Annotated in this window: 19 protein-coding genes; 6 read left to right on the forward strand and 13 right to left on the reverse strand. The window is 66.8% G+C overall.

The features are described 5' to 3' along the window. Nucleotides 1–69 precede the first annotated feature (69 nt). Complete coding sequence (locus HHL27_RS08375; protein WP_169493276.1) at nucleotides 70–777, forward strand: glutaredoxin family protein; 708 nt, start codon at nucleotides 70–72, stop codon at nucleotides 775–777. A 19-nt stretch (nucleotides 778–796) separates the two neighbouring features. Here HHL27_RS08375 and HHL27_RS08380 read toward each other — a convergent pair whose 3' ends face one another. Beyond that, nucleotides 797–1,681: an N-acetylmuramoyl-L-alanine amidase family protein gene (locus HHL27_RS08380; RefSeq protein WP_169492952.1), complete on the reverse strand. Its 885-nt coding sequence runs from the start codon at nucleotides 1,679–1,681 to the stop codon at nucleotides 797–799. 670 nt (nucleotides 1,682–2,351) lie between these two features. Here HHL27_RS08380 and HHL27_RS08385 point away from each other — a divergent pair. Then, a complete protein-coding gene (locus HHL27_RS08385; protein ID WP_169492953.1) occupies nucleotides 2,352–5,237 on the forward strand; it encodes an Rne/Rng family ribonuclease in 2,886 nt (961 codons plus the stop codon). Nucleotides 5,238–5,308: 71 nt separating this feature from the next. On the opposite strand, the gene HHL27_RS08390 is transcribed toward HHL27_RS08385, so the two are convergent. Continuing rightward, nucleotides 5,309–5,935, reverse strand: coding sequence for a class I SAM-dependent methyltransferase (locus HHL27_RS08390; protein WP_169492954.1), 627 nt, complete (start codon nucleotides 5,933–5,935; stop codon nucleotides 5,309–5,311). Between the two features lie 161 nt (nucleotides 5,936–6,096). On the opposite strand from HHL27_RS08390, the gene HHL27_RS08395 reads away from it, so the two are divergent. From HHL27_RS08395 to zapE, 4 genes are all read left to right on the forward strand, one after another. Then, complete coding sequence (locus HHL27_RS08395; RefSeq protein WP_169492955.1) at nucleotides 6,097–6,267, forward strand: Flp family type IVb pilin; 171 nt, start codon at nucleotides 6,097–6,099, stop codon at nucleotides 6,265–6,267. Nucleotides 6,268–6,421: 154 nt separating this feature from the next. Further along, entirely contained in the window at nucleotides 6,422–7,204 is a 783-nt protein-coding gene (locus HHL27_RS08400; RefSeq protein ID WP_169492956.1) for a succinate dehydrogenase iron-sulfur subunit, read from the forward strand. A 39-nt stretch (nucleotides 7,205–7,243) separates the two neighbouring features. Continuing rightward, complete coding sequence (locus tag HHL27_RS08405; protein ID WP_169492957.1) at nucleotides 7,244–7,711, forward strand: PaaI family thioesterase; 468 nt, start codon at nucleotides 7,244–7,246, stop codon at nucleotides 7,709–7,711. Next, entirely contained in the window at nucleotides 7,711–8,844 is a 1,134-nt protein-coding gene (gene zapE, locus HHL27_RS08410) for a cell division protein ZapE (protein WP_169492958.1), read from the forward strand. Before HHL27_RS08405 ends, zapE begins: the two co-directional genes overlap by 1 nt. Before the next feature lie 222 nt (nucleotides 8,845–9,066). Here the strand turns inward: zapE and HHL27_RS22390 are convergent, their stop codons facing one another. From HHL27_RS22390 to HHL27_RS08465, 11 genes are all read right to left on the reverse strand, one after another. Then, on the reverse strand, nucleotides 9,067–11,316 hold the full coding sequence (locus HHL27_RS22390) for an EAL domain-containing protein (protein ID WP_240959591.1): 2,250 nt from the start codon (nucleotides 11,314–11,316) through the stop codon (nucleotides 9,067–9,069). Nucleotides 11,317–11,431: 115 nt separating this feature from the next. Beyond that, nucleotides 11,432–13,321, reverse strand: coding sequence for an XrtA/PEP-CTERM system amidotransferase (locus HHL27_RS08420; RefSeq protein WP_169492959.1), 1,890 nt, complete (start codon nucleotides 13,319–13,321; stop codon nucleotides 11,432–11,434). Between the two features lie 9 nt (nucleotides 13,322–13,330). Next, complete coding sequence (gene xrtA / locus HHL27_RS08425) at nucleotides 13,331–14,869, reverse strand: exosortase A (protein WP_169492960.1); 1,539 nt, start codon at nucleotides 14,867–14,869, stop codon at nucleotides 13,331–13,333. Next, nucleotides 14,866–16,068, reverse strand: coding sequence for a TIGR03087 family PEP-CTERM/XrtA system glycosyltransferase (locus tag HHL27_RS08430; protein ID WP_169492961.1), 1,203 nt, complete (start codon nucleotides 16,066–16,068; stop codon nucleotides 14,866–14,868). Before HHL27_RS08430 ends, xrtA begins: the two co-directional genes overlap by 4 nt. After that, entirely contained in the window at nucleotides 16,065–17,111 is a 1,047-nt protein-coding gene (locus HHL27_RS08435; RefSeq protein ID WP_169492962.1) for a FemAB family XrtA/PEP-CTERM system-associated protein, read from the reverse strand. The genes HHL27_RS08430 and HHL27_RS08435 overlap by 4 nt, the downstream gene beginning before the upstream one ends. Nucleotides 17,112–17,115: 4 nt before the next feature. Continuing rightward, nucleotides 17,116–17,961, reverse strand: a complete 846-nt coding sequence (locus tag HHL27_RS08440) for an XrtA system polysaccharide deacetylase (protein ID WP_169493278.1) — start codon at nucleotides 17,959–17,961, stop codon at nucleotides 17,116–17,118. A 40-nt stretch (nucleotides 17,962–18,001) separates the two neighbouring features. Next, nucleotides 18,002–19,282, reverse strand: coding sequence for an XrtA/PEP-CTERM system-associated ATPase (locus HHL27_RS08445; protein ID WP_169492963.1), 1,281 nt, complete (start codon nucleotides 19,280–19,282; stop codon nucleotides 18,002–18,004). 16 nt (nucleotides 19,283–19,298) lie between these two features. After that, nucleotides 19,299–21,020: a preprotein translocase subunit YajC gene (locus HHL27_RS08450; RefSeq protein ID WP_169492964.1), complete on the reverse strand. Its 1,722-nt coding sequence runs from the start codon at nucleotides 21,018–21,020 to the stop codon at nucleotides 19,299–19,301. 2 nt (nucleotides 21,021–21,022) lie between these two features. Then, entirely contained in the window at nucleotides 21,023–22,096 is a 1,074-nt protein-coding gene (locus tag HHL27_RS08455; RefSeq protein WP_169492965.1) for an AAA family ATPase, read from the reverse strand. A gap of 13 nt (nucleotides 22,097–22,109) precedes the next feature. Next, a complete protein-coding gene (locus HHL27_RS08460) occupies nucleotides 22,110–23,627 on the reverse strand; it encodes an XrtA system polysaccharide chain length determinant (protein WP_169492966.1) in 1,518 nt (505 codons plus the stop codon). A gap of 22 nt (nucleotides 23,628–23,649) precedes the next feature. Then, nucleotides 23,650–24,297, reverse strand: a complete 648-nt coding sequence (locus tag HHL27_RS08465; RefSeq protein WP_169492967.1) for an XrtA/PEP-CTERM system exopolysaccharide export protein — start codon at nucleotides 24,295–24,297, stop codon at nucleotides 23,650–23,652. Nucleotides 24,298–24,506 lie beyond the last annotated feature (209 nt).

Below are 24,506 nucleotides of genomic sequence, written 5' to 3' on the forward strand. Positions count from 1 at the left end.
ATCCCTGCCAAGACCGGCCCTGCCAAGACCGGCCCTGCCAAGACCGGTTCGACCGCCGAGCTTTACCGCATGGTCATGCCGAGCCACACGTGCCCCTATGGCCTGAAGGGGCTCGACCTGCTGAAGCGCAAGGGCTTTGCGGTGGAGGACCACCATCTGGCCACCCGCGAACAGACCGACGCGTTCAAGGCGGAGCATGGCGTGGCAACGACGCCGCAGGTGTTCATCGATGGCAAGCGGATCGGCGGATACGATGACCTGCGCCGCCATTTCGGCATCCCCGTGCCGGTGGCCGGGGCAACCAGCTATCGCCCGGTCGCGGCGCTGTTCGCGATGACCGCGCTGATCGCGCTGGCGGCGAGCAAGGCGGCGCTGGGCGCAGCGTTCACCGCGCTGGCGCTGCAGTGGTTCGGCGGGATCAGCATGGCGACGCTGGCGCTGCTGAAGCTGCAGGATGTCGAGCGGTTTTCGACGATGTTCCTCAACTACGACCTGCTGGCGAAGCGCTGGGTGCGCTATGGCTATGTCTACCCTTTCGCCGAGGCGCTGGCCGGCGTGCTGATGATCGCGGGCGTGCTGCCATGGCTGTCGATCCCGCTGGCGCTGTTCATCGGCACGGTGGGCGCGGTTTCGGTGTTCAAGGCGGTTTACATCGACCGGCGCGAGTTGAAGTGCGCGTGCGTCGGCGGATCGTCGAACGTGCCGCTGGGGTTCGTTTCATTGGTCGAAAACCTGGGCATGATCGCCATGGCGCTGTGGATGACGACGCACCTGTAAGGGTGCCGCGTTGCGCAGGTCAGGGGGCTGCTTCCCGCCGGGCGAGCGCAATCGTGGCGGCGCGCGCGATGGTTTCGCCGAAGCGGGCGCGCCAGGCGGGATCGACCATGCGCGCGGCATCGTCGGCATTGCTGATGTAGCCCGCTTCGACGAGCGCGGACGGCAGATCGAGCGACTTCAGCACGACGAAGGCCGCCTGGCGGCGCGGGTCTGCGTGGAAGGCGATGCGGCCCTGCCCTTCGCGCACGACGAGATCGGCGAAAGCGACGCTTCTTTCGCGCATTTCGCGCTGCGACAGATCGACCAGGATCGAGGACACCGCGCTGGACGCACTGACATCGGCAACAGGTCCGTCGGCGCGGTTTTCCCGCCGGGCCAGCGCATCGGCCAGCGCATCGCTGCCGCGATCGGACAGGGTGTAGACCGTGGCGCCGCCCGCCTGATCGTTGCCCGCGGCATCCGCATGGACCGAAACGAACAGGTCCGCCCCCAGCCTGCGGGCCAGATCGGCGCGTTCATCGAGCACGAGGAAGCGGTCGGCATCGCGGGTAAGCGCCACGCGCAGGCGGCCTTCGCGCAGCAGGGCATCGCGCACCGCGCGGGCGAGCAGCAGCGTGACGTCCTTTTCGCGGGTGCCGTTGGCGCCGCTTGCGCCCGGATCGTGCCCGCCGTGGCCGGCATCGATCACCACCAGCGGACGGCTGCTATCGGCCGGGCCTTCGATCGGCGGCAGGCCGAGCCGCGCGCCGGCATCGGGCAGCGCAAGGTGGATCACATAGGATTGGGCGCGCGCGACCTGACGCACCTTCCACACGCCCACGCCCACGACGACCAGCAGCGACAGCGGCAGGGCGAGCCCCAGCGCCAGTGCCGCCTGCCTGACAAAGATCGCGCGCCCTTCCATTCATCGCCGCTATGCAACGGCACGGCCGAACCGGTCCAGCATGTTCTTGCTTCGCCGGGTACGCATCGGGTGTCGATCTGGTGCAGGCAGGATAGGTTGCCAAACCTTCGAGGCCCCGCGAAATTGCGTCATCTATCCGCAATGCAATTTAATTGCCGCTTTGCAATTGCAGTGCTAGCACCCCAAGTATCGCAAGCAGGCAGGCACCAGATTGGTGTACCAGGCCCGGCCCAAGGTTCCGCAGGAATGTGCTGGCAAAGCGCAAGGAGCCGCAAGGGGACAGGGCAAAGTGGCACCCGGCCGCCGACTTGCGAGAGAAGAATTGCGGGGGAACTTTCAAGCGCATTCGCGCCAACCCCCGCGCCAGAGGTTGATGCCGTGATGATGAGCCGAGTTGACGTCCAGCGCAAAGGTCCCCTCGCGGGACCGGCCGCTCGGGCGCTGATCGGCAAGCGCGCACTATCGCCGATCGTCATTACCGCAGACACGAACCTGCCGCCGCCGGGCGGCTCGCGCATGGACGATCCGTCCGCGCTTGCATCCGGCACCACCGCATTCGCGAAGCGACAGCGCCGGCCCGAAGCCGGCGCGCACGCCATTCGCGCCACTACAACGATCCGCGCCAAGTTCCCGGGCTTTGTCCCGCGGCGGCGCGGCTGGAGAATCCATAATGACCACGCGCATGCTGATCGATGCGCGCCACCAGGAAGAAACCCGGGTGGCGGTGCTCAAGGGCAACCGTATTGAAGAATTCGACTTTGAATCTGCGGATCACAAGCAGATCAAGGGCAACATCTACCTCGCCAAGGTTACGCGCGTAGAGCCGTCGCTGCAGGCGGCGTTCGTCGATTTCGGCGGCAATCGCCATGGCTTCCTGGCCTTCAGCGAAATCCACCCCGACTACTACCAGATCCCCAAGGAAGACCGCGAGGCGCTGCTGGCCGAAGAAGCCGCGCACGCCGAGGAAGAGGCCGCGCTGCGCGCTGCCGAGGACGCCGAGGACGACGAGTACGAAGGCGAGGATTTTGGGGGCGAGGAAGGCTACGACGCATCGGACGAAGGCGACTTCTCCGGCGGCGTGACCGAAGTCGACACCTCCGAGAAGGACCATGTCGCCACGATCGAAGGCGGCGTGGTCGAGAACGGCTTCGACGATGACGGCGATGCCGATCATGCCGACGAAGGCGCCGAGGCATCGGACGAAGGCAACGAAGAGGGCGGCCAGCGCCGTCCGCGCCGTGGCCGTCGCCAGGGCCGTGCGCAGGGCAAGGAAGCCGACGAACTGCGCGCCAAGCGCATGGCGCTTCGCCGCCGCTACAAGATCCAGGACGTGATCCAGCGCCGCCAGGTGCTGCTGGTGCAGGTCGTCAAGGAAGAGCGCGGCAACAAGGGCGCGGCGCTGACCACCTACCTCAGCCTCGCTGGCCGCTACTGCGTGCTGATGCCCAACAGCAGCCACGGCGGCGGCATCAGCCGCAAGATCAATTCGGCCGCGGACCGCAAGCGGCTCAAGACGATCATTTCCGAGCTGGAACTGCCCCGTTCGATGAGCTGCATCGTCCGCACCGCCGGGCTGCAGCGCACCAAGCCCGAGATCAAGCGCGACTTCGACTACCTCGCGCGCCTGTGGGACGAGATCCGCGAGCGCACGCTGAAGTCGAGCGCGCCGGCGCTGATCCATTCGGACAGCGACCTGGTAAAGCGCGCGATCCGCGACATCTACAACCGCGAGATCGAGGAAGTCGTGGTCGAAGGCGAGCACGGCTACCGCGCCGCCAAGGACTTCATGAAGCTGCTGATGCCCAGCCACGCCAAACGGGTGAAGCAGTATGCCGACCCGGTGCCGCTGTTCCAGCGCTATGGCGCCGAGGACCAGCTGACGGCGATGTACGATCCGGTGGTGCAGCTGAAGAGCGGCGGCTACCTCGTGATCAACCCGACCGAGGCGCTGGTCTCGATCGACATCAACTCGGGCCGTTCCACCAAGGAGCACGGCATCGAGCAGACGGCGGTTGCCACCAACCTCGAAGCCGCGCGCGAAATCGCCCGCCAGCTGCGCCTGCGCGACATGGCGGGCCTCGTCGTCATCGACTTCATCGACATGGAATACGGATCGAACATCCGTAAGGTCGAAAAGGCGATGAAGGACGCGCTCAAGAACGACCGCGCCCGCATCCAGGTCGGCCGCATCTCGGGCTTCGGCCTGATGGAGATGAGCCGCCAGCGCCTGCGCACCGGCGTGCTGGAAGCGACCACCCGTGCCTGCCCGCACTGCGATGGTTCGGGCCTGGTCCGCACCGCATCGTCCGCCGGCCTTTCGGCGCTGCGCCTGATCGAGGACGAAGCCGCCAAGGGCAAGGGCACCGTCGTCACGCTCTATGCTTCACAGGAAGCGGCGATCTACGTGCTCAACGCCAAGCGCACCGATCTTGCCGAGATCGAGGACCGCTATGGCGTTTCGGTCGAGGTGATCCCCGAAGGCGAGAACGAAGGCGCGAAGATGCGCGTCGCCTCGCGCGGGCCCCGCAACGAATTCGTGCCGAAGTTCGCGCCGATCGTGGAGCTGGTCGAGGACCAGGACGACGAGATCGAAGACGATTACGACACCGAGGACGAAGCCACCGAAGACCACAGCGAAGGCCGCCGCGAGCGCGAGCCGCGCGATGGTGGCCGCGAAAGTCGCGATGGCGATGAAGGCGGTCGCCGCAAGCGCCGCAAGCGTCGGCGCGGTCGCGGTCGCGATCGTCGCGAGGACGAAGGCGGCGAAGGCAGCGAGACCGCTGAAGGCGAGGCCGTCGAGACCGAGACCGACGAAGCCGAAGGCGCCGGCGAAGGTCGGGACGCGAGCGAAGGCGAAGCGGGCAATGGCGAAGAGCGCGGCGGTCGCCGCCGTCGCCGTCGCAGCCGTCGCCGCCGTGGCGGTCGCGACAACGAGGGCAACGAGACCGAAGGCAACGAAGCCGAGACCGAAGCCGGTGAAGGCGATGCCGTCGCTGCGGACGCGCCGGTCGCCGAAGCGCCGGCGGTCGAGGCGCCTGCCCTCGAGGCCGAGCCGGTTGCCGAGGAAGCGCCGGCCAAGCCCAAGCGCACCCGCCGCAAGAAGGCCGACGCTGCCGCCGAAGCAGCTCCGGTCGTGACCGAAGACGTGCCGGCAGAAGCGGCACCGGTCGCGGCAGCGCCTGCCGAAGTGGCCGCTGCCGAAGCGGCTGGCGAGGAAGCGCCTGCCAAGCCCAAGCGCACCCGTCGCAAGAAGGCCGACGTTGCAGCAGAGGCCGCTCCGGCCGAAGCCGTGACCGAAGTGGTGGCCGAGCCTGCGCCGGTGGCCGAAGAGGCCCCGGCCAAGCCCAAGCGCACGCGCCGCAAGAAGGCCGACGCGGCCGTTGAAGCCGAAGCCGTCCCAGCAGCGGATGTCGCTCCGGTCGAAGCCGAACCGGCCCCGGCAGCGGAGACGTCGCCTGCGGCACAGACCGTGGAAGCCAACGGGGGGGAGACCACCGAAGGCGAGGAAGGCGGCACGCCGCGTCGCGGTTGGTGGCAGCGGACGTTCGGCGCCTGATCCAGCGCGCCTGACCGGATGGAAACGGCCCCGCTGGTCTACGGACCGGCGGGGCTTTTTCGTGTCAGCGGTCAGTCTGCGCGGACTGCCTCGCCCCACTCCATCCAGCCGGCAAAGCGCGGGGTCTTGTCGATGTAGCGCCGCCCGCCGGGTGCGACGGTGAATCCCGCCTGCTCGATCCCGGCGATGACGGGACGTGTCAGGTGGCAACCCCCGGCGATGCGCTTCCACACCGGCTCGATCCGTCGCTGCCAGCGCGCGACGCCCGGATCGGGCGCCGCGCCATGCTCGGCAAAGAGCAGACGCCCACCGGGCCGCAACACCCGGCGCAGTTCACCCAGCACACGGGCCGGGCTGTGCACCGAGCAAAGCGTGTAGGTGCACACGACCGTATCGAAGCTTGCATCGGCAAAGGGAATCGCCTCGCCCTCGCCTTGGCGCAAGTCGGCCTGCCAGCCCTTGCGCGCGGCTTCACCCCGTGCCTGGTCAAGACCCAACGGCGAGGGATCGAGCCCGGCGAAACTGCTGATCGCCTCAGCGCGATAGAAACTCTGGTTGAGCCCGCCCCCGCAGCCAAGTTCGAACACGGCGCCTTTTGCCTTGGGCACCACCTGTGCGCGCAAATCCATGATGCCGGGCGCCGAACAGGCGCACCGGATCAGCCGCGGCACCACGACCCTGTCCCAGAAACCGCCCATGCCCTTCATCCCCTTTGTTTGCACACGAGGATGCGCCCCTTGTCGTGAGGCGCAAGCCCTTGTCGAAACGGAGGGCGTAAACAAACCAAAGTTATAAATTATTCATAGTTTAAATCTAGAGAACGCCGCAGGGGTCCAACGATATGGAAGAAGGACGATCCATGCAGACCATTCGCACTCTGATGAGCGATACCCGCGGCGCCACGGCGATCGAGTACGGCCTTATCGCAGCGCTGATCGCGGTGGCGGCGATCACGGCGATGAGCTCGCTGGGCAGTTCGCTCTCCGGCACGTTCAACAAAGTGGCGACGACGGTGAACACTGGCGCCTGACCGCGCCGACGCAGGGCGCGCCGGGGTGATGGTCAGGCCTCCCGCGCCCTGCACTTCCATCAAGGCAGAGACTTGCCACCTGCCCTCCTGAGCACTTGCCCTGCCCTGCGCATTCGCTAAGGACGATTCGAATAGCGCATCGGGGAAACAGTAGATGGCAACCTTCACGCTTCCGAAGAATTCCAAGATCACCGGCAAGTCGCGCCACCACGCCGCGGCCACCAATGGTCGCATCCGGAAGTTCAAGGTCTATCGCTACGACCCGGACAGCGGCGAAAACCCGCGCTACGACACGTTCGAGATCGATCTTGAGCAGTGCGGGCCGATGGTGCTCGACGCGCTGATCAAGATGAAGGGCGAGCAAGACCCGACGCTGACGTTCCGCCGTTCATGCCGCGAAGGCATCTGCGGTTCGTGCGCGATGAACATGAACGGCCGCAACGGCCTTGCCTGCACCACCGCGATCGAAGACCTGAACGGCGAGATCCGCATCACGCCGCTGCCGCACATGGAAGTGATCAAGGACCTGGTCCCCGATTTCACGCACTTCTATGCGCAGTACGCCTCGATCCGCCCTTGGCTGCAGACCGTCAGCCCCACGCCTTCGGGCAAGGAGCGCCTGCAGAGCCCCGAACAGCGCGAAAAGCTCGACGGCCTGTACGAATGCATCCTGTGCGCCTGCTGCTCGACGTCGTGCCCGAGCTACTGGTGGAACAGCGACAAGTTCCTTGGCCCGGCGATCCTGCTCCAGGCCTATCGCTGGCTGGCCGACAGCCGTGACGAGATGACCGGCGAGCGGCTTGACGAACTGGAAGATCCCTTCCGCCTCTATCGCTGCCACACGATCATGAACTGCGCCAACGTCTGCCCCAAGGGCCTGTCGCCGGCGCGCGCGATCGCCGAGATCAAGAAGATGCAGGCCGAACGCGCGATCTGATCGCGTCCGGCCTGACCATCCATACTTGATCGTTTCGCCATGACCGAGATGATGACCGGTTTCCGGGTCGAGCCCAGCCCCGAGCATGAGGGCTGGCTGACCTGGGACCTGGCCGATCCGACCCGCTACAACGCCAACGCCATCGGCAAGCTGGTCGCCCGGCTGGAAGACGGGCCGGACGGAAAGCGCCGGGCGCGGCTGCGGATGTTTCCCGAGCGCAAGCATTCGAACCTGCTCGATGCGGTACACGGTGGCGCGACGCTGTCACTGATCGACATCGCGCTGTTCACCGGCATGCGGCTGATCCTAAACGGAAATGCGGCGGGATCGGTAACGCTGGACCTTTCGACCCAGTTCATCGGTGCCGGCAGGCTCGACCAGCCGCTCGACGCGGTGGTCGAAGTGCTGCGCGAAACCAAGCGGCTGGTGTTCCTGCGCGGGCTGGTCGAACAGGGCGAGGAAACGATCGCCGCGTTCAACGGCACGATCCGCAAACCTTCGCGCTGATGGGCAGCGTTGCCGCCCGCTATGCCGCGCTGGTGGCCGCCGGCGAACTGAAGCCCGATCCTGAACAGGCGGCAGCGGCACAGAAGCTCGACGCGTTGCAGCGCGAGCTCGAGAGCCCGCCGCCCTCGCCCGGCCTGTTGGGCAAGCTGCTCGGTCGCAAGGCGCCCGAAAGCCCCCGCGGAATCTACATGTGGGGCGATGTGGGACGCGGCAAGTCCATGCTGATGGACCTGTTCCACGACAACCTGGACGTCCCCGCCAAGCGCCGCGCGCACTTCCACGAATTCATGCTCGACGTCCACGCCCGGCTGCGCGAGGAGCGCAAGAAGGAAAGCGGCGATCCGATCCTGCCGGTGGCAGCGGGCATCGCGGCGGAGACGCGCGTGCTGTGCTTCGACGAGATGGTCGTGAACAACAGCGCCGACGCCATGATCATGAGCCGGTTGTTCACCGCGCTGATCGTTGACCACGGCGTCGTGGTGGTGACGACATCGAACCGGGTCCCGGCGAACCTTTACAAGGACGGGCTCAACCGCGAGCACTTCCTGCCGTTCATCGCGCTGGTCGAACAGCGGCTCGACGTGCTGACGCTCAACGGGCCGGTGGATTACCGCATGGAGCGGATGCGGGGCGTGGGCACGTGGCATGTACCAATCGGACCCGAATCGACCGAGGCGGTGCGCGAGGCGTTCTTCCGGCTGACCGACTATCCGCCCGAAGACAGCGCCAACGTGCCCAGCGCGGATATCGACGTCGGCACAGGCCGGACGATGCACGTTCCCAAGAGCCTGAAGGGCGTTGCGGTGTTCAGCTTCAAGCGGCTGTGCACCGAAGCGCGCGGCGCGGCCGACTACCTTGCGATCGCGCGAAAGTACCACACGGTGATCGTCGTCGCGATCCCGCGCCTGGGCGCCGAACTGCGCAACGAGACGATGCGTTTCATCACGCTGATCGACGCGCTGTACGAACACAAGGTCAAGCTGATCGCCACGGCGGCGGCAGATCCCGTTAACCTTTATGATTCGCGGGGCAAAGGCGATGACGAAGGCCGGTTCGCCTTCGACCGCACCGTCAGCCGGTTGATGGAGATGCAGAGCCAGGAGTACCTGGCGCTGGGCCACGGCGAGGACTGAACGCCCGCCCTGCTGGAAGTTGCCACCAAATGGCGGAAATCCAACAAAAAAAGCCCGGGTTCGACACCCGGGCTTTTTGCTTTTGTTTGCCTGAGGCAAGCAAGTGATCCCGCAGGATCAGCTCACTTGAGGGCCCAGGACCAGAAATCCCAACGACGCATAAAAGCCTCCATCCACGGTGACGGAAGCTTAAATATCATTACCCGCTTTGGTTAACAAGACCTAAACGTCGGAAATTGCTCGGCGCCTTCCCTGTTCGTAATCGCTGAGGAAAACCGCGAAGGGCTGCGGCCTTCCGAGGTAGTATCCCTGGGCATGGTCACAGCCGAGATCGCGCAGCATCGCGAAAGTTGCGGCGTCCTCGATTCCCTCGGCAACGACCGACTGGCGCAGGGCGTGGGCAAGACCGATCGTGCTGGTGATGATCGCCCGGTCGCGTTCGCTGTCGAGCAGGCGCGAGACGAAGCGGCGGTCCAGCTTGAGTTCGTCACTTGGCAGGTCGGCGAGATAGGCAAGGCTGGCCTCGCCCGTGCCGAAGTCGTCAATCGACAGCCGGAAACCCATCTCGCGCAGCTTGGTGAGGTTGTGACAGGCCGCGGGTCGATTGCGCACGCTCGAGGTTTCGGTAACCTCGATGGTGAGCAGCGAAGGCTCGATGCGGCGTCGGCGAACGATTTCGGCGAAGTTGGTGACAAGGTCCGCCTTGTCGACCATCTGCGCGGAGAGGTTGATGCTCATCTGGAACCGTGGGCCCAGAGCATTGAGCGCAAGTGCCGCGCTGATGGCTTCCTCGAGCACCCAGTACGTCAATGTGTCGATGCGCCCGGCGCGTTCGGCCTGCAGGATGAAGGCATCGGGCGCGATCGGCCCGCGTGTGGGATGGTTCCAGCGAATCAGCGCCTCGGCACCGCTGACGCGACCCTCGAGAAAATCCCACTGCGGCTGGAAAGCGAGCCAGATCTCGCCGTTGCGCAGGCCTTCCTCGATTCGCGCGTGAAGCGACAGTTCCCACGGCGCTTCGACCAGGCGCTGCGATTCGAACAGCTCGATCGAGCGCCCATTGGCCAGCGCCTCGTTGGCGCTGGCGAGCGCCGAATTGACGCGGGTGGAGGCATCGAGGCCCTCGTTCCGGTCGAGGCCGAAGTGAATATTGGTATCGAAGGTATGCTCGCCGATCTGCAGCGGCGCCGAGAACAGCGCGCGCAAGCCTTCGAGATGATTGAGCTGCATTTCGAGCGGGCGCGCTTCCTCGGTCCAGGCGAAGTGGCCGCTTTCGCCATGATAGATCTCGTTCGCGCCAGAGCCGACCGAAAGGCGGCGGGCGATCTGCCGCGCGACCTCACCATGAAGATCGCGTGGCAGCGTCGCCATCATCTCTTCGTAGCGCGCCACGACCACCACGACGACATCTCGCCCCACTTCGATCTGTTGCGAGGACAAGGCCGCGAGGTTCGGAAGGCCGGACAGCGACGTGTGCTGGATCCGGCGTGTGCGCTTCTGCCATCCGCGGATGGCTGCGTAGATCACGAAAAACATGATCGATGCATCCGGCTCGCAGACGATGCCCCACGCGCGCAGTTGCATCGGTATGAACAAGGTGGCGCCAAAAAGGGCCAGGTAGGAGATGACGCGATAACGCTGCCTGCGGATCACACGAATGGCAAACACAGCCATCCCGACGAGCACGAGCAAGGGCACAAAACTGAGGCTCATCGACAGAGGTTTGCGCAGCGCTTCGGCAGCGGCGATGTCGATCGCGATCGGCTGAACGAGGTTCGTGCCGAAATAGCTCATGAGGGCGCCCTGATCCGATGTCAGGACCACGGAGCGCCCGGTGAAAGTACCCGGCGCGATTTCGCCTCGCAGCAAGGCATGGCCGGATACCGTGGGTATCGTCGACGGCGCTATTGAGAAATCAGGGTAATATTGGGATTGCGCGCCCGAATGCCGATCGGCGAGTACCGTGCTGACAGTCGGATAGTCCCGCCCGTTAAGGCTCACGTAGTAGGGCGCGGATTCCGCCTTGTACATGAAGTTGGTGTTCCATGCCGAGATCGCGATTTGCGAATCCGGCACGATCTGCCGAGGCGGCAGTCGGAAGCCATCGGGCTCGAACTGATCGGGCTTCTGCGCCCGCACGACATACGTGAAATCCCGTCCGAACGAAGCGATCGCGTGACGGAGCGCCTCGTCCCCGCTCTCATTGACGCCGTAGGACACCTTCGCGTCGAAGAACACGCTTCGAGGCATTTCGCGCCGGATCTGCGTGAGCAAGGTGGCGGCGTCGGCCGTCGTCGGATCTGCTCCCTGATCCATGCGCACGATGATCACCCGGTCCGAAGCCGGACTGGCCATGATCGGCGCCACCTTGTTCCAGTAGAACGAGCTGATCGGCAGCCAGACGCCGGGGATGCCCAGCGCCAGACTGATCAGCAGGGCTATGCCCAAGGGAGAACGCAGGAACTGGCGCATCGACCGTCGCGAAAAGAGGGCTTACGCGATCGGAATAGTCCGAATTGGTTGATATTGCCTTACCTGGTTACCCTGGGGTCAACCATCGATAGCAAACGATTTCAGCTACCTGACTTCAGACGAGGCCCGCAAGAGATCGATCGAGCATGACAAATTGCCATAGCAGGCGGCTGTTGTCCGCCGTTCCGGAGATATGCGCATCGGTTAACCGGCGCAACTGGCCGGCGTCGAACCAGCCGGTGCGGGCAAGCGTGGCGCTGTCGGCGATGGCCCTTGCCTGACCGGCGAGCGGGCCCCGCAGCCATTGTGCGATGGGCGTGACGAAGCCCATCTTGGGGCGGAACAGCACCTCGTCGGGCAGGCTACGGCGCATGACCTGCTTCATCAGGTACTTGCCGGTGCCGCGCCGCACGCGCAGCGTTTCGGGCAGGCGGGCGCCGAATTCGACGAGGCGGTGATCGAGCAGCGGCTCGCGCGCTTCGAGGGCGACCGCCATGCTGGTGCGATCGACCTTCGTGAGGATGTCGCCGGGCAGGTAGAACTTGAGATCGGCATATTGCGCGCGATCGAGCCCGCTGCGGGCCGGCGCCCGGCGCATCGTTTCCACAAAGGGCTGCTCGGCCCGGTAATCGCCGCGCAAGCGCAGGAAATCGGCCGAATAGAGCGCCTGTCGCTGTTCGGCCTGCGTGACCGCGAGCGCGCGGGCGTAACCTTCGTTTCCATCGCGGGCGAGGCTGAGCAAGGTGGCCTTGGCCCGCAATGGGCGCGGGGCGAAGTCCAGCCGGGGATAGAGCGCGCCGAGTGTGCCGAACAGCGGTTGGCGCAAGCCTTGCGGCAGCAGGCGGCGGACCTGCTCCTCGCCATGGTGGAACACCTGGCGGCGGTATCCGGCAAAGGCTTCGTCCGCACCATCGCCCGACAGCGCGACGGTGACGTGGCGCCGGGCAAGCTCGCAGACGCGGAACGTGGGCAGCGCCGAGGCATCGGCGAAGGGTTCGTCGAACATGCCTGCCAAGCGGTCGATCAGCGCGTAGTCATCTGCGCCAACCATCGCGGCGTGGTGTTCGGTCGCAAAGCGCTGCGCGATCGTTTCGGCGTAGCTGCTTTCATCGAGTGCGGCGACGTCGAACCCGATCGAGCAGGTCTTGACCGGACTGGTGCTCGCCTCGGCCATCAGCGCGACGACGCTCGAGCTGTCGACACCGCCCGAAAGGAAAGCCCCAAGCGGCACATCGGCTTCCATGCGCGAGCTGACCGCTTCGCGCAGGCGGTGGAGCAGGTGGACGCCAAGGTCCGCCTCGCTGCCACGCTCGCGGTCGGCGAACGAGATGTCCCACCATTGCACCGTCGGCGGGGCCACGCGATCGTGCCGCAGCAGGCGGTAGTGGCCGGCGGCAAGCTTTTCGACGCCTTTCAGGATCGAGCGATGGTCGGGGACGTAGCCCCACGCGAGATAGTCCTCGATCGCCAGCGGGTCTATCTCACGCCGCAGCGAAGGGTGCGCCAGCAGCGCCTTGAGTTCGGAGCCGAAGATCACGCTGCCATCGGCCAGCGTTGCGGTGAACAGCGGCTTCACGCCGAGCCGGTCGCGGGCTAGGAGCAGCGTACGTTCGCGCAGGTCGTAAAGCGCGAAGGCGAACATGCCATGGAGCCTTGGCAGGCAATCGACGCCCCAGCGTTGCCAGGCGGCGAGGATCACCTCGCTATCGCCATCGGTGTGGAACTGCATGCCTTCGGCGGCGAGTTCGCGGCGCAGCTCGCGGTAGTTGTAGATCTCGCCATTGAACACGAGCATCGCCGCGCCGTCGGCCGAGGCCATCGGCTGGGGCGAGCCGGCGAGGTCGATGATCGCGAGGCGGCGATGGCCGAGTCCGACCCCCGGCGCGGTCCAGATCCCGTCGCCGTCCGGCCCCCGGTGCGCGATGGCATCGCACATGGCGCGCACGCGCGTCGGGTCGACAGGCTTGAGGCCCTCGGTGTGGAAGATGCCTGCTATGCCGCACATGCGAGCCGCCTAGCGCGCCTGGCCGATGCGGTCCATCCATGCCGCCGGATCGCCGATCGCGGCTTCGAAAGCGTGGATGGACGCGCCCGATACGTCGCGCTCGCTCGACAGGATCAGCACCGAGGTTGGCCGGGCGCGCAGCAAGAGCCGATCGCGGATGTTGGCGAGCTTGAGCCGGGCGTTGCTGCCGGTGAGGACATCGCCGCTGCGATAACGGGTGACGGCGAGGCGGTGGACCGGCCCCGGCGCCTGCAACAGGTCCACCCGCGCATCGGCGAAGGCGGGCCCCACCCCTTCCCACGCCCAAATGCTGCCGAGCGGCAGGGCGCCCTGCCCGAAGCCGCCAGCCTCGCGCCCTTCGGACTGCGTGGCATAGAGGGCGAAGGAGACATCGACGACATGGCCGGCCCTGTCGGCATAGCGACCGAACAGGCGATGGTCGGCACCGGTATGGAGTGGCTGCCATGGCGCTTCGGGAACGATGGAGACCTGCGTCCAGCCCGGCACCTGGGGCAAGGCGATGCGCTGCGGAAGCTGCGCCTCGATGCGGGTAGCGGCCGCGGCCCACGCGAAGATCGTGACGAGGATGGCGGCTGCGCCCGCGAGCGCCAGCGGGCCGGCGACCCTTGCCCGACCGAGCTTGGTCAGCACCGGCGAAGCTTCGAGCGCGGCGGCATTGATGAAGGGATCGTCGACCGGCCGATCGAAGAAGCGCCAGCCGAGCGCCATGGCACAGGCCATGACCACCGCGAAGAACACCCAACCGTAAAAGATATGATCGAAACCGGCGGCGAACTGGATGCCGAAAATCCCGGCAAGCCAGATCGTGCCCCAAGCGCGCACGCCGTTCGCCAGCACCGGGATGACCAGCGACAGCGCCATGAAAGCGGCGCGTCGCGGCCAGGACCGGAAGCAGACATTGGACACCAGCGTGCCATACGCGATCATCGCGATCAGGAACTTCACCCCCGAGCACGCCTCTGCCACTTCGAAGTAACCGGCTGGCGTGCTGATGAACACGCCATCGAGCACCGCGGGCCCTCCCGCCACGCGCAGCAGCAGCATGGCGAGGCGCGCGGTGATCTGCTGGAGCGTGGGAATCAGTTCGTCGCCGAAGGGCACGAGGAAGAGCATGTAGCCGAGCGGGAACAGCAACCCGGCGGTAACGCGCGGTCCCAGCAGCAACGGCACCATGCACTGCGCCATGACGACGACGCCAAGCTGGCGGGCGAGAGAGAAGCCGGAGAAATCGCCCAGCATCCACAACAGCGCACCGCCGGCAAAGGGCAGCAGCGCAGGCCACCAGCCCTGTGGCGTCAACTGGCGCAACTGTGGCCAGCGCTGGCTCACCAGCCAGGCGAGGATCGCAGGTACGAGCAGGACATGGTTGTAGGTCGAGGAATCCCACCACTGCCCGGCCATGTCCGCCCAATCGCGGAAGAAAACGGCGACGAGCGCGCACCAGGCGAGCGCGAGCAGGCCGAGCGGGCGCCGCCAGTCCTGCGGCAGGCGCAGGAGAAGACGCGGCAACGGAGCGGTGGCGCTCATACCGCGAGCCCCAGCATCGCGGGCAACGGGGCAAGTACGCTTTCCCATGCATGGTGTGCGAGGACGAAATCGCGCGCGGCGCATCCCATGGCGCGGCGGGCTTGCGCCTGCCCCAGCAGGGCGAGTGCGCGCGTGCCGAAAGCGTGGGCGCCATCGGCCACGGCAAAGTGTTCGCCATCACGCGCGGCAATGCCGGTGGCAGCGCCGCTGGTCAGCAGCACGGGCCGCGCCATGGCCATGGCTTCGAGCACCTTGTTCTGCACGCCCCGGGCAATGGCCAACGGCGCGACCACGAGATCGGCACCGGCGAGCCAGGGACGCACATCGGGCACCGCGCCGGTGACCAGCACCCCGGGCAAGGCGCCGAGCGCTTGCACGGTCGCGGTCGGCGCGCGGCCCACAATGGCGAAGCGGGCGTTGGGGTACAGCGCGCGGACGCGGGGAAAGACCTGGCGCGCGAACAGCGTCACCGCCTCGACATTGGGCGGGTAGTCCATCTGCCCGGTGAACACGAGATGCGGGCCGCCATCGGCGAGTTCGGGGGTGGAAGCGATGCCCGAGGGATCGAACGCGGCCGCATCGATGCCATTGCCGAGCGCCGCGAGCGCAATACCGTCGTGTGACCGAAGCCGCGCCGAGAAAAGGTCGCGCTCCTCGGCACTAACGAACAGCGACAGATCGGCGCGACGGGCGGCGCTTTCCTCCAGCCCGCGCAGCAGTCGGTCCTCGCGAGCATAGAGCCAGCGCCGGGGTTGGCCCGCCGCGGCGGCGTAGGCTTCGTACTTGGCAGAATCGACGTCGACGAAGTCCATCACCACGCGCCCCGCGAAGTCGTCCGGCACGTAGGGCGCCATCTGCCCGGAAAAGACGAAGATCGCCGAGATCGGGCGCGTGTTGATCGTATCGCGGACCCAAGCGTGGAGCGAAGGGGCATCGAACGCGGCGACGCTGACCGGCTGGCGACGAGCGAGCGCGACGATCCCCGCCCGACCAATGGGTGGACGGGCGGCGCAGTGGTGGCTGGCACAGAGCGCCTCGATCGCGGGAAGCGCGGCCTTGTCGGCCTCGTCCTCGATCAGGCAGCCGAAGTGGACCGTGGCTGCCTCCGCGATGCGCCGCAGCAGGTGCGAGGAGCGAATGCGATCGCCGCGATCGGGCGGGAACGGCACGCGGTGGGCGAGGAACAGGACTTCGCTCATGCCAGCCCCCGCGCGATCCACGGACCTAGGCGATTGGCAATGCCCAGCGGCAGGCGCTGCCACGCGGCGATGCGGGCGCGATAGCGCGGGCTGAGCGGATTGATATCGCGCGGGGCCATGCCGTCCGCCGTCCAGTGTGCATAGGCGAGCGGTTCGGGCGCGAAGCCCCAGTTGCGCTTGAAGTGGTAGGCGCCGGTATCGACCTTCGATCGACCGAAATCGAACCGGTCGCAACCGCGCTGGCGGGCATGGTTCATCAGCGCGTAGTACATGACATCGTTGGCGCGCAGGGTCCGCGCCGCGCGCGTGCCGCCACCCCAGTAGGGGAGCACCGCCCCGCGATGGTAGAGGCTGAGCACGCTGGCGACGGGCGCGCCGTCATGGAGCACGGTGAGGATGTCGGCGTCGCTGCCAAAGGCATCGAGCACGGCGTCGAACAGCGCGCGCGGGAACACCGGCGTGCCGAGATTGCGCACGGATTCGGCGTAGACGGCATAGTGCATGGCGCGATCCTGCGCCGAGTGGCCAACGCGCACTTCGAGCGGATGGGCGAGCCCTTTGCGCACCTCGGCGCGCTGCTTGCGCGGAATCGCCAGCAGTTGCGCTTCGTCATCGGCGGCGAGCGGGGCGACGAAGCCGGCGTGGCTGTCGGTCTTCACATGCCAACCACGCGCCTGCGGCAGGGGGCCGCCGCGCAGTTCGATGGTGGGGACGTTGCGCCGCACGGCAAGTTCGCAGGCAGCGGCATAGAGCTGCTCGGCGCAAGCGGCGTCGCCGAGCATCCCGCCGCCCACGGCAAACCCGGTCGAAACGAGCGCGCGGCCGAACAACGGCGAATGGACGACGTGGAAGGGCAGCATGGCGACGATGCCGCCACCCCGTTCCGCCACGAGCGCAACCGCTTCGTGCCCGCAGGCGCGCGTCACGGCGGATTGCCAGGCGGGCGTGTGGAAGGCGCTGGCCTGCGCATCGGCGGCGACGAAGGCGGCAAGCGCCGGTGCGTCCGCATCGCTGGCCAGGCGCACCGTGACGGGCGCGGTCATGCCCTCACCCCAATCGCGCCGCTTCGGCGCGCGCAACCTCGTCCATGCGGCCCCACGCGAAGTCCCCCAGCAGACGGCGCAGCTTGCCCGCCATCGCATCGAGGTTGGTATAGTGGCGCAGGCGCGAGCGCAGCGGCGCATCGCTGCGGCGCGGCTGGCCGGGGTCGATCTCCCACGGATGGAAATAGAACGCGGCGGGGCGGTGATCGCGCGAGTTGACCCGCGCCACCGCCCAGCGCGAGACGGCGTAGGGCAACAGGCGGAAGAACCCGCCGCCGCCCGCCGCCATGCGCCGACCGGCAACTTCGGCGGTGGTCACCGGAATTTCGATCAGCGGCGCGCCTTCCACGGGACGAAAGGCGAAGCGTGGGGCTTCGCGCCAGCCGTAGTGATCGTGGACGATCGGCGCGACGCTGGAGGAATAGGCATAGCCGTGTTCGGCAAGCACCTCGTGCGCCCAAGGGGTGCGCGCGTCGATCGAGAAGCTCGGCGCGCGGTAGCCGGTGACGCGGGTGCCGGAGGCATCCTCCAGCACGGCGCGGGCGCGGGCGATGTCCTGGGCAAAGGCGTCGCGCCCCAGCGTGAACACGCGGGCGTGGTCCCAGCCATGGCTGGCGATTTCGTGCCCCTGCCCGGCGATGCGTCGCATCATCGCAGGGTGGCGTTCGGCAACCCAGCCGAGCGTGAAGAAGGTGGCCTTGGCGCCCGCATCGGCGAACAGTTGCAGGATCGCGTCGCAATTGCGCTCCACGCGCAATTCGAGCCCGTCCCAGTCGCTGCGGGCGATGGTCCTTTCGAACGCGCCGACCTGGAACCAGTCCTCGACGTCGACCGACAGGCCGTTGACCAGACCGGAGGCAGTTGCGGGCACGGGAATCTTTCGCTCGCGATCAGGCGGCAGCGCGGTGGTGGCCGTCGCTTTCGATCCATTCGATCAGCATGGCAAGGACATGGCGCAGCGCCTGTTCCTGTTCGCTGGTGCGGTCTTCCATCGCCTCGATCCGGCTGGCGAGACCGGCGATTCGCTCGGCGATCTGGGCGAGGACGTCGCTGTCTTCCACCGCCTGGCGCGCAGCAGCGGTGGCGACCGCCTCGACATCGACCGGATCGGGCTGGGGCGCGGGCTCTGGCACGATGGCGTGACGCTGGTCGGACAGCTCGATGACCGCCTGCTGCAGCTCGGCGATCTGTTCATCGCGCATGCGCAGTTCGCGCTCGAAGGTTTCGGGATCGATGCCGGCGACGACCGGCGAAGCGGCAACCGGCTCGGGCGCAGCAGCGCGAAGGACCGGCTCGACGCCGGGTTGCGCCGGCGCGGGCGTAGGCTGGACCGGCCGGGCCAGAGCCGAGCCGAAGCCACCGTCCTGATCGAGATCGGCGAGCACGTCCTGCAGCATCGCGGCATCGAGCCGGGTGCGCTGTTCGACCGCGCCCATCAGCAGCAGGCGATTGACGATCTGGTTGATCCGGCGCGGGATGCCGCCGCTCGCCTTGGCGAGTTCAGCATAAACGCGCTGGTCGAAGGCCGGATTTCCGCGCCAGCCCACGCAGGCGAGCCGGTGTTCGACATACGGGCCGACTTCCGACGGCTCCATCGCATCGAGGTGGTAGGAGGCGATCACGCGCTGGCGCAGTTGCTCCAGTTCCGGCGTGCCCGAAAGCAGCGCGCGAAATTCGGGCTGGCCGAGCAGCAGGATCTGCAGCAGCGGATGCGCGCCCAGCTGGAAGTTCGACAGCATGCGCAGTTCCTCGAGCGCGGTGACCGCGAGGTTCTGCGATTCATCGACCACCAGCAGGCACCGCCGCCCGGCGCGTGCTTCGTCATGCAGGAAGGCTTCGAGGCGGGCGAGCGCGCTCGCCTTGTCATGCCCGGCGACTTCGAGACCGAAGGCGCGCGCGGCCATGTGAACCAGTTCCTCGCCATCAAGCTTGCTGGTGACGATCTGCGCGGCGCTGAGGCGCTGGCGATCGACGGTGGCCATCAGGTGCGCGGCGAGGGTCGACTTGCCCGAACCGACTTCACCCGTGATGACGATGAAACCCTCCCCCTGCGCCAGGCCGTAGCCGAGGTAGGACAGCGCCTTGCGGTGCGTCAGGCTTTCGAAATAGAACTGCGGATCGGGCGTGAGCTGGAACGGCCTTCCCGTCAGCTGGTAGAAGTCGTCGTACATGGCGCCGCTCGCTCCGTCAGAAATTGTAGCGCAGGCCCAATTGGCCCGACAGGATAAGCTGATCCTCAATCACATTATAGTTAACAGCATCCAAACCCAAGGCTGCTGAGGCCACAAGACGATCGGTCAGCTGGCGGTAGTACGACGCCGAAGCGCCGACCGCGTTCGAATCGCCCAGGCGGTTCTGCCGATTGCGGAACCAGGCGCTGTAGACGTTGACCCCGAAGTTGGAGCGCGCGTCGATCGGACCGCCAAGGCCCATGGTCACGTACCAGTTTTCGGACACTGTGCCATTGACGATGCCGAGCACGGTGCCCGGCGCGCCGATGAAGCGGCGGTTGGCGTATCCCGCGCCCAAGGTGAACTGCAGGCGCTGCAAGGTCAGCACATAGCTTGCGTTCACGCCGCGACCACGGAAGGCGGCGGACGAAAGCGAGCCGAACGGACCGTTGAGGCAGGTGCCTCCGGTCGCGCCGAAGCCGCAGCCCGTCAGCCCCCCGCCCACCGGATCGAGGCTGCCGTTGAAATCGGTCGGCAGGCTCTGCAACTGGTTGCCAAGGCTCGATCCGAAGCCCGAAATGCCGTCGTAGACCGACACCTGCAGCGCGTGGCGCGGGTTGGGATTGTAGCTGAACGAGCCGTAATAGGTCGTGCTGTCGTACCGCCGGCCGATGAAGGCCGAAAGCGAGGTGCGCCGGCTGGGCCGCCAGATTACGCCAACGTCCCAGGTCAGCCCTTCGCTGTCATAGGCGATCTGGCGGGGTTTCGACTTGTCGACCAGGTAATGCCCGTTGCTGCCCAGCACCGGATTGCCATCGGCATCGCGGACCGCATCGCGCGAAGAGACTTGCGCATGTTCCCAGCCCACATCGCCGACCAGAGCGAGGCTGAGCGTGACCGGCAAGGTGACCTGCACGCCTGCGCGCAGCGAACGGATGCGCTGGTCGAGGTTCGAGATATCTTCCTGCGTGAAGCCGCCGCTGGCCGTCACGCCGACCGGCAGGACCTCGCCCGGACGGACGCCGGCCGAAACCTGGGCGTTCTGGGTAAACGAGTGGTCGAAGATGTCGGTGCGCGGCCCATTGGGGACCAGTTGCAGCGCATCCTTGTTGTCCACCTTGGTATACCCGGCGGTGTAGCCTGCATTGACCTTCACGTCGCCGATCCGCGACGAATAGGTCGGCCCGCCGTAAACGGCATAGACCTGCGTCACCGAATCGGTGAAGCGCCCGCCGTTGACCAGCGCGCTGCCGGTGGAATCGACGCGCGTGCGCGATGCCAGCGCGCCCGCCTCGATCCGCAGCGTGCGCGGGATCAGGTCGCGCTGGATGCGGGCAAGACCCGAGATGGAATCGCCATCGTTGAAGTTGCCCTTCTCGACGAAGCGGCGCTCGTACCGCACCGAAAGCGAGCCCTGCGTATAGCGTCCGCCGAACTGCATGTCGGCACCCGCCGCCAGCGCGGTGTAGGTGACGGTATCGTCTCCCGGGCGCAGCTCCTTGATGAAGTTCTGCCGGACTTCGATGTAGGGCTGAATGCGGGTGCGGGTGATGCCACCGCCCGCGCGCTTCACCGTCGGCCCGTCGCCGCCGGTGGGAGCCTCGGGATCGTCCTGTCCCGCTGCGGGCATGCTCGAAGCGGAGGTCGAACCGCCGGCGCTCTGGCCAAGCGCGGGCGTCGTCGCCAGCGCGGGCAGCGCCGTGAACAGCAGCAGGCCAAGGTTCCGGGCGGCGCGCACGATCAGTCCTTGTAACCGTAATAGGTGCCGAAACGGCGACCGGTGGGAGAAAAGCGCGTGCCGTTGAGCAGCAGCTTGATGTCTTCGCACCCGGCCAGGATGTTGACGGCATCGCGCAGCGCCGCCTCCCCGGTGCGATCGGCGCGAACGACCATCAGCGCCTGGCCGACGTGCATGGCCAGTTCCGAAGCTGGCGATGCGGCGAGCGCGGGCGGGCTGTCGAAGATGACGATGCGGCTGGGCGCCTGCGCCGTCAGCCGGTCAAGCACGCGCTGCGTCCGCGCCGAGGCGAGATACTCGGTGTCCTGCCCGCTGGGGTTGCCAGCAGGCAGCACGAACAGCCCCGGCACGTCGGTCGCCAGGATGCAATCCTCGACCGCGATGGCCGGATCGACCAGCGCGTCCATCAGGCCCGATCCGCCGGGCAGCCCCAACGTCGATAGCACGCTCGGCTTGGCGAAATCGGCATCGACGAGCAGGACTTCGTTGTCCTTTTCGGAAGCGATCGACAGCGCCAGATTGACCGCGGTGAAGGTCTTTCCCTCGCCCGGATGGGCCGAACAGATCAGGATTCGCTCGCCGTGATCGGGCCCGCGCCCCTTGCGCGATTCCGCCGCGGTCAGCAGCAGCTGGCGCTTCACGATGCGGAATTCCTCGAGCAGCGAGGTAACCGGGCCCTCGGGCTCGATCAGGCAGAGATCGCGCAGCCGCTTGCGGTCGACCTGATGGATCACCCGGCGGAACACCTGCTTGGCCGGAATGCCCTCGATCGGCGGGGCGAACGGTGCCCGCTCGGGCTGGGACTCGGTCTCGGGCTCGGGCTGGGGCTCGAACGCGGGTTCGGGAGCGGCTGCGACCGGCTCCCTGGTCGGTTCGGGCTGGGGCACGGTTTCGGGCGATGTGCCCGTCACCGGCGTGACGATGGGCGCAGCCGGCGGCACCGCTCCGCCAAGCGGCGGTGTCGGCGGCAGCGAAAACGGGTCTAGCCCGAAGCGGCCCGCCGCACGCTCGATCAGCGAGGGGCGGCCCTTCGATGCGGCCTTGGCGGCGGCGATTTCGTCGCGATCTTCGGTCATGGTGTCCATCCCGTCATGCCACCATGCCACGTTTCATGTATTCGAGCGCCAGCAGCACCACGAGCACGGCAGCCAGGCCGACCGTTCCTCCGGCGAACCACTTGAGGTGCTTCCAGTATTCGCTGCGCTGTTCGCGCGTCATGCCGAGCGAGATCGACCCCACCACGGGAAGCCCGGTCGCGCGTTCCAGCTGGCCCGTGGTCGAATAGCTCGACTTCAGCTGGGCCATCGCGAAAGCGACGCCGCATCCGGCAGCAAGGCCCACCACCAGCACGAGCATCAGCAGCATCGGCCGATCAGGCGCGGAGGGGCTGCGCGGCGTGGTCGGCGGATCGATCACTTCGAACTTCACCGCATTGCGCTCGCTTTCGACCTGGCCGCGCAGGCGCAGCTGTTCGCGATCGCGCAGCAGTTTGTCATACTGTTCCTTGAGCACGTCATAATCGCGGTTGATGCGCGCAGCTTCGGCCGCGACGGCCGGTTCGCTGTACTGTTGCGTCGAAAGCTGGGCGATGTCCTGCTGCAGCGATGCCTTGCGCGATTGCAGCGCAACGATGCTCGCCTGCCGGTCGGCCTTGATCGACTGGAGCGAGACATAGGCCGGGTTCGGCGTGCCGGCCGGCCCGCCCTCGCCGGCTGCCAGCTTGGCAAGGCCGGCGATCTGGCTCTTGAGCGCCTGCACATCGGGGTGGCTGTCGGTGAGGCCGCGCGCGCGCATCCCGGCAAGCTCGGACTGCGCCTGCGCCAGCGCGCCCTTCGCCCCGCCGGCCGCACCCGGGACCATGATCGTCGGCGGCGTGCCCGAAAGCTGGCCGTTCACTGCGGCAAGCGCGCTTTGCGCCGCGAGCAGGTCGGAATCGACACCGCGCAGTTCGCTGCGGGCACCTTCGATCCGGGCGGTCACGCCGCCGCTGCCGGGCATCAGGCCGGCGTTCTTGGCCTCGAAGGCCTGGCGGCGCTGTTCGGCGGCTTCGAGATCCTTCTGCCGGTCCTGCAGCTGCTGGTCCATGAAGGCGATGGTATCGGTCATCTCGCCGCGCCCGCCGGCAAGGTTCTCCTCGCGGAAGATGTCGATCATCTTCTGCACGATGTCCTGCGCCAGCTTGGCATTCTCGACATCGGAATAGCCGCGGCTGCCCGACGAGGCGGTGATCTCGAACAGGTTGTCCTGCTGGCTGACCACCTTGATCGCCTTGGCAAGGCCGGCAACCGTCGATTCCATCTGCTTGTCAGAGGTGACCTTGTCGCCCAGCCGCGTCGCGCGGACCACCTTTTCGAGGTTGACCGAGCTGGTCAGCGTCTGGCGCACGCGTTCGATGTCGCGCTTGCGATCGCCGCCGATGCCGATCTGGTCGGACAGCACGTCGTCGATCTGAACGAAGATGCGCGCCTTGGATTCATAGCTGTTGGGCACCATGGCGACCGCGAGCCAGCCCACGAGGCACACCACCCACGCGATCCCCAGCGCCAGCCAGCGCCGGTTCCAGATCCCGTAGAGCGCGATGCGCACTTCCTCGTAGATGTTGGTCATGCCGGTCGGGATCTCCGCGCGCTCAGAAGTTGCTTTCCGGGATGATGATGACATCGCCCGGCATCAGCATCACGTTGGCCTTGCTCTCGCCCTTCTTGAGCAGATCGCCGATGCGCAGGTTGTATTCCTTCTGCTTGCCCGTGGTCTTGTCGAACCGCACCAGCCGCGCCCGGTTGCCGGCGGCATACTCGGACAGGCCGCCCACCGCGATCATAGCATCGAGCAGCGTCATGTTGGCGCGATAGGGGATCGAGGACGGCTTCTCGGTCGCGCCAACGATCCGCACCTGCTGGCTGAACGTGCCGGCGAACTTGTTGACGATGACCGAGACGATCGGCTCCTGGATGTACTGCGACAGCTGGAGCTTGATATCTTCGGCCAGCATCGACGGGGTCTTGCCCACGGCCGGCATGTCGTTGATCAGCGGCGTGGTGATGCGCCCGTCTGGCCGCACCTGCACGCTCGCGCCCAGTTCGGGGTTGCGCCAGACGAAGATGGTCAGCTCGTCGAGCGGGCCGATCACGTATTCCTCGCCCGGGCCTTCCTGCAACGCCACGAACGAGGCGGGCGGCAACTGCTGCGCAGGCTTCGCGGCGGCGCATCCGGAGAGCGCCATGCCGGCCAGCGCAGTGCCGGCAAGGAGGAAACTGGGGCGCAACACGGTCCGCATGCAAGATCCTTCGGAACTTCCGCACGGCCAGTTCCACGACTGTCCCATGACCCGGGACCATCTGCGGAATTGCGACCGTGCTCCCCCGGGGAATTACCGCCGAGTGGTGAAGATTGCGTTAGCCTTGTTCGCAAACCCCCAAGTGACAAGGGGTTTGCAGGGGCAGTCCCGATTTGGCACGTCGCACACGGTAATGGTTAATCATTTGT

This window comes from Novosphingobium olei (assembly GCF_012927405.1).
Lineage (GTDB): Bacteria > Pseudomonadota > Alphaproteobacteria > Sphingomonadales > Sphingomonadaceae > Novosphingobium > Novosphingobium olei.

Coding starts and splice junctions, on each gene's coding strand:
- HHL27_RS08430 (WP_169492961.1), bottom strand. CDS start 16,068: ATGAGCGAAGTCCTGTTCCTCGCCCACCGCGTGCCGTTCCCGCCCGAT.
- HHL27_RS08390 (WP_169492954.1), bottom strand. CDS start 5,935: ATGGGCGGTTTCTGGGACAGGGTCGTGGTGCCGCGGCTGATCCGGTGC.
- HHL27_RS08465 (WP_169492967.1), bottom strand. CDS start 24,297: ATGCGGACCGTGTTGCGCCCCAGTTTCCTCCTTGCCGGCACTGCGCTG.
- HHL27_RS22390 (WP_240959591.1), bottom strand. CDS start 11,316: ATGCGCCAGTTCCTGCGTTCTCCCTTGGGCATAGCCCTGCTGATCAGT.
- HHL27_RS08395 (WP_169492955.1), top strand. CDS start 6,097: ATGCAGACCATTCGCACTCTGATGAGCGATACCCGCGGCGCCACGGCG.
- HHL27_RS08380 (WP_169492952.1), bottom strand. CDS start 1,681: ATGGAAGGGCGCGCGATCTTTGTCAGGCAGGCGGCACTGGCGCTGGGG.
- HHL27_RS08405 (WP_169492957.1), top strand. CDS start 7,244: ATGACCGAGATGATGACCGGTTTCCGGGTCGAGCCCAGCCCCGAGCAT.
- HHL27_RS08420 (WP_169492959.1), bottom strand. CDS start 13,321: ATGTGCGGCATAGCAGGCATCTTCCACACCGAGGGCCTCAAGCCTGTC.
- HHL27_RS08400 (WP_169492956.1), top strand. CDS start 6,422: ATGGCAACCTTCACGCTTCCGAAGAATTCCAAGATCACCGGCAAGTCG.
- HHL27_RS08385 (WP_169492953.1), top strand. CDS start 2,352: ATGACCACGCGCATGCTGATCGATGCGCGCCACCAGGAAGAAACCCGG.
- HHL27_RS08460 (WP_169492966.1), bottom strand. CDS start 23,627: ATGACCAACATCTACGAGGAAGTGCGCATCGCGCTCTACGGGATCTGG.
- HHL27_RS08435 (WP_169492962.1), bottom strand. CDS start 17,111: ATGACCGCGCCCGTCACGGTGCGCCTGGCCAGCGATGCGGACGCACCG.
- HHL27_RS08455 (WP_169492965.1), bottom strand. CDS start 22,096: ATGACCGAAGATCGCGACGAAATCGCCGCCGCCAAGGCCGCATCGAAG.
- zapE (WP_169492958.1), top strand. CDS start 7,711: ATGGGCAGCGTTGCCGCCCGCTATGCCGCGCTGGTGGCCGCCGGCGAA.
- HHL27_RS08375 (WP_169493276.1), top strand. CDS start 70: ATGGTCATGCCGAGCCACACGTGCCCCTATGGCCTGAAGGGGCTCGAC.
- HHL27_RS08445 (WP_169492963.1), bottom strand. CDS start 19,282: ATGTACGACGACTTCTACCAGCTGACGGGAAGGCCGTTCCAGCTCACG.
- xrtA (WP_169492960.1), bottom strand. CDS start 14,869: ATGAGCGCCACCGCTCCGTTGCCGCGTCTTCTCCTGCGCCTGCCGCAG.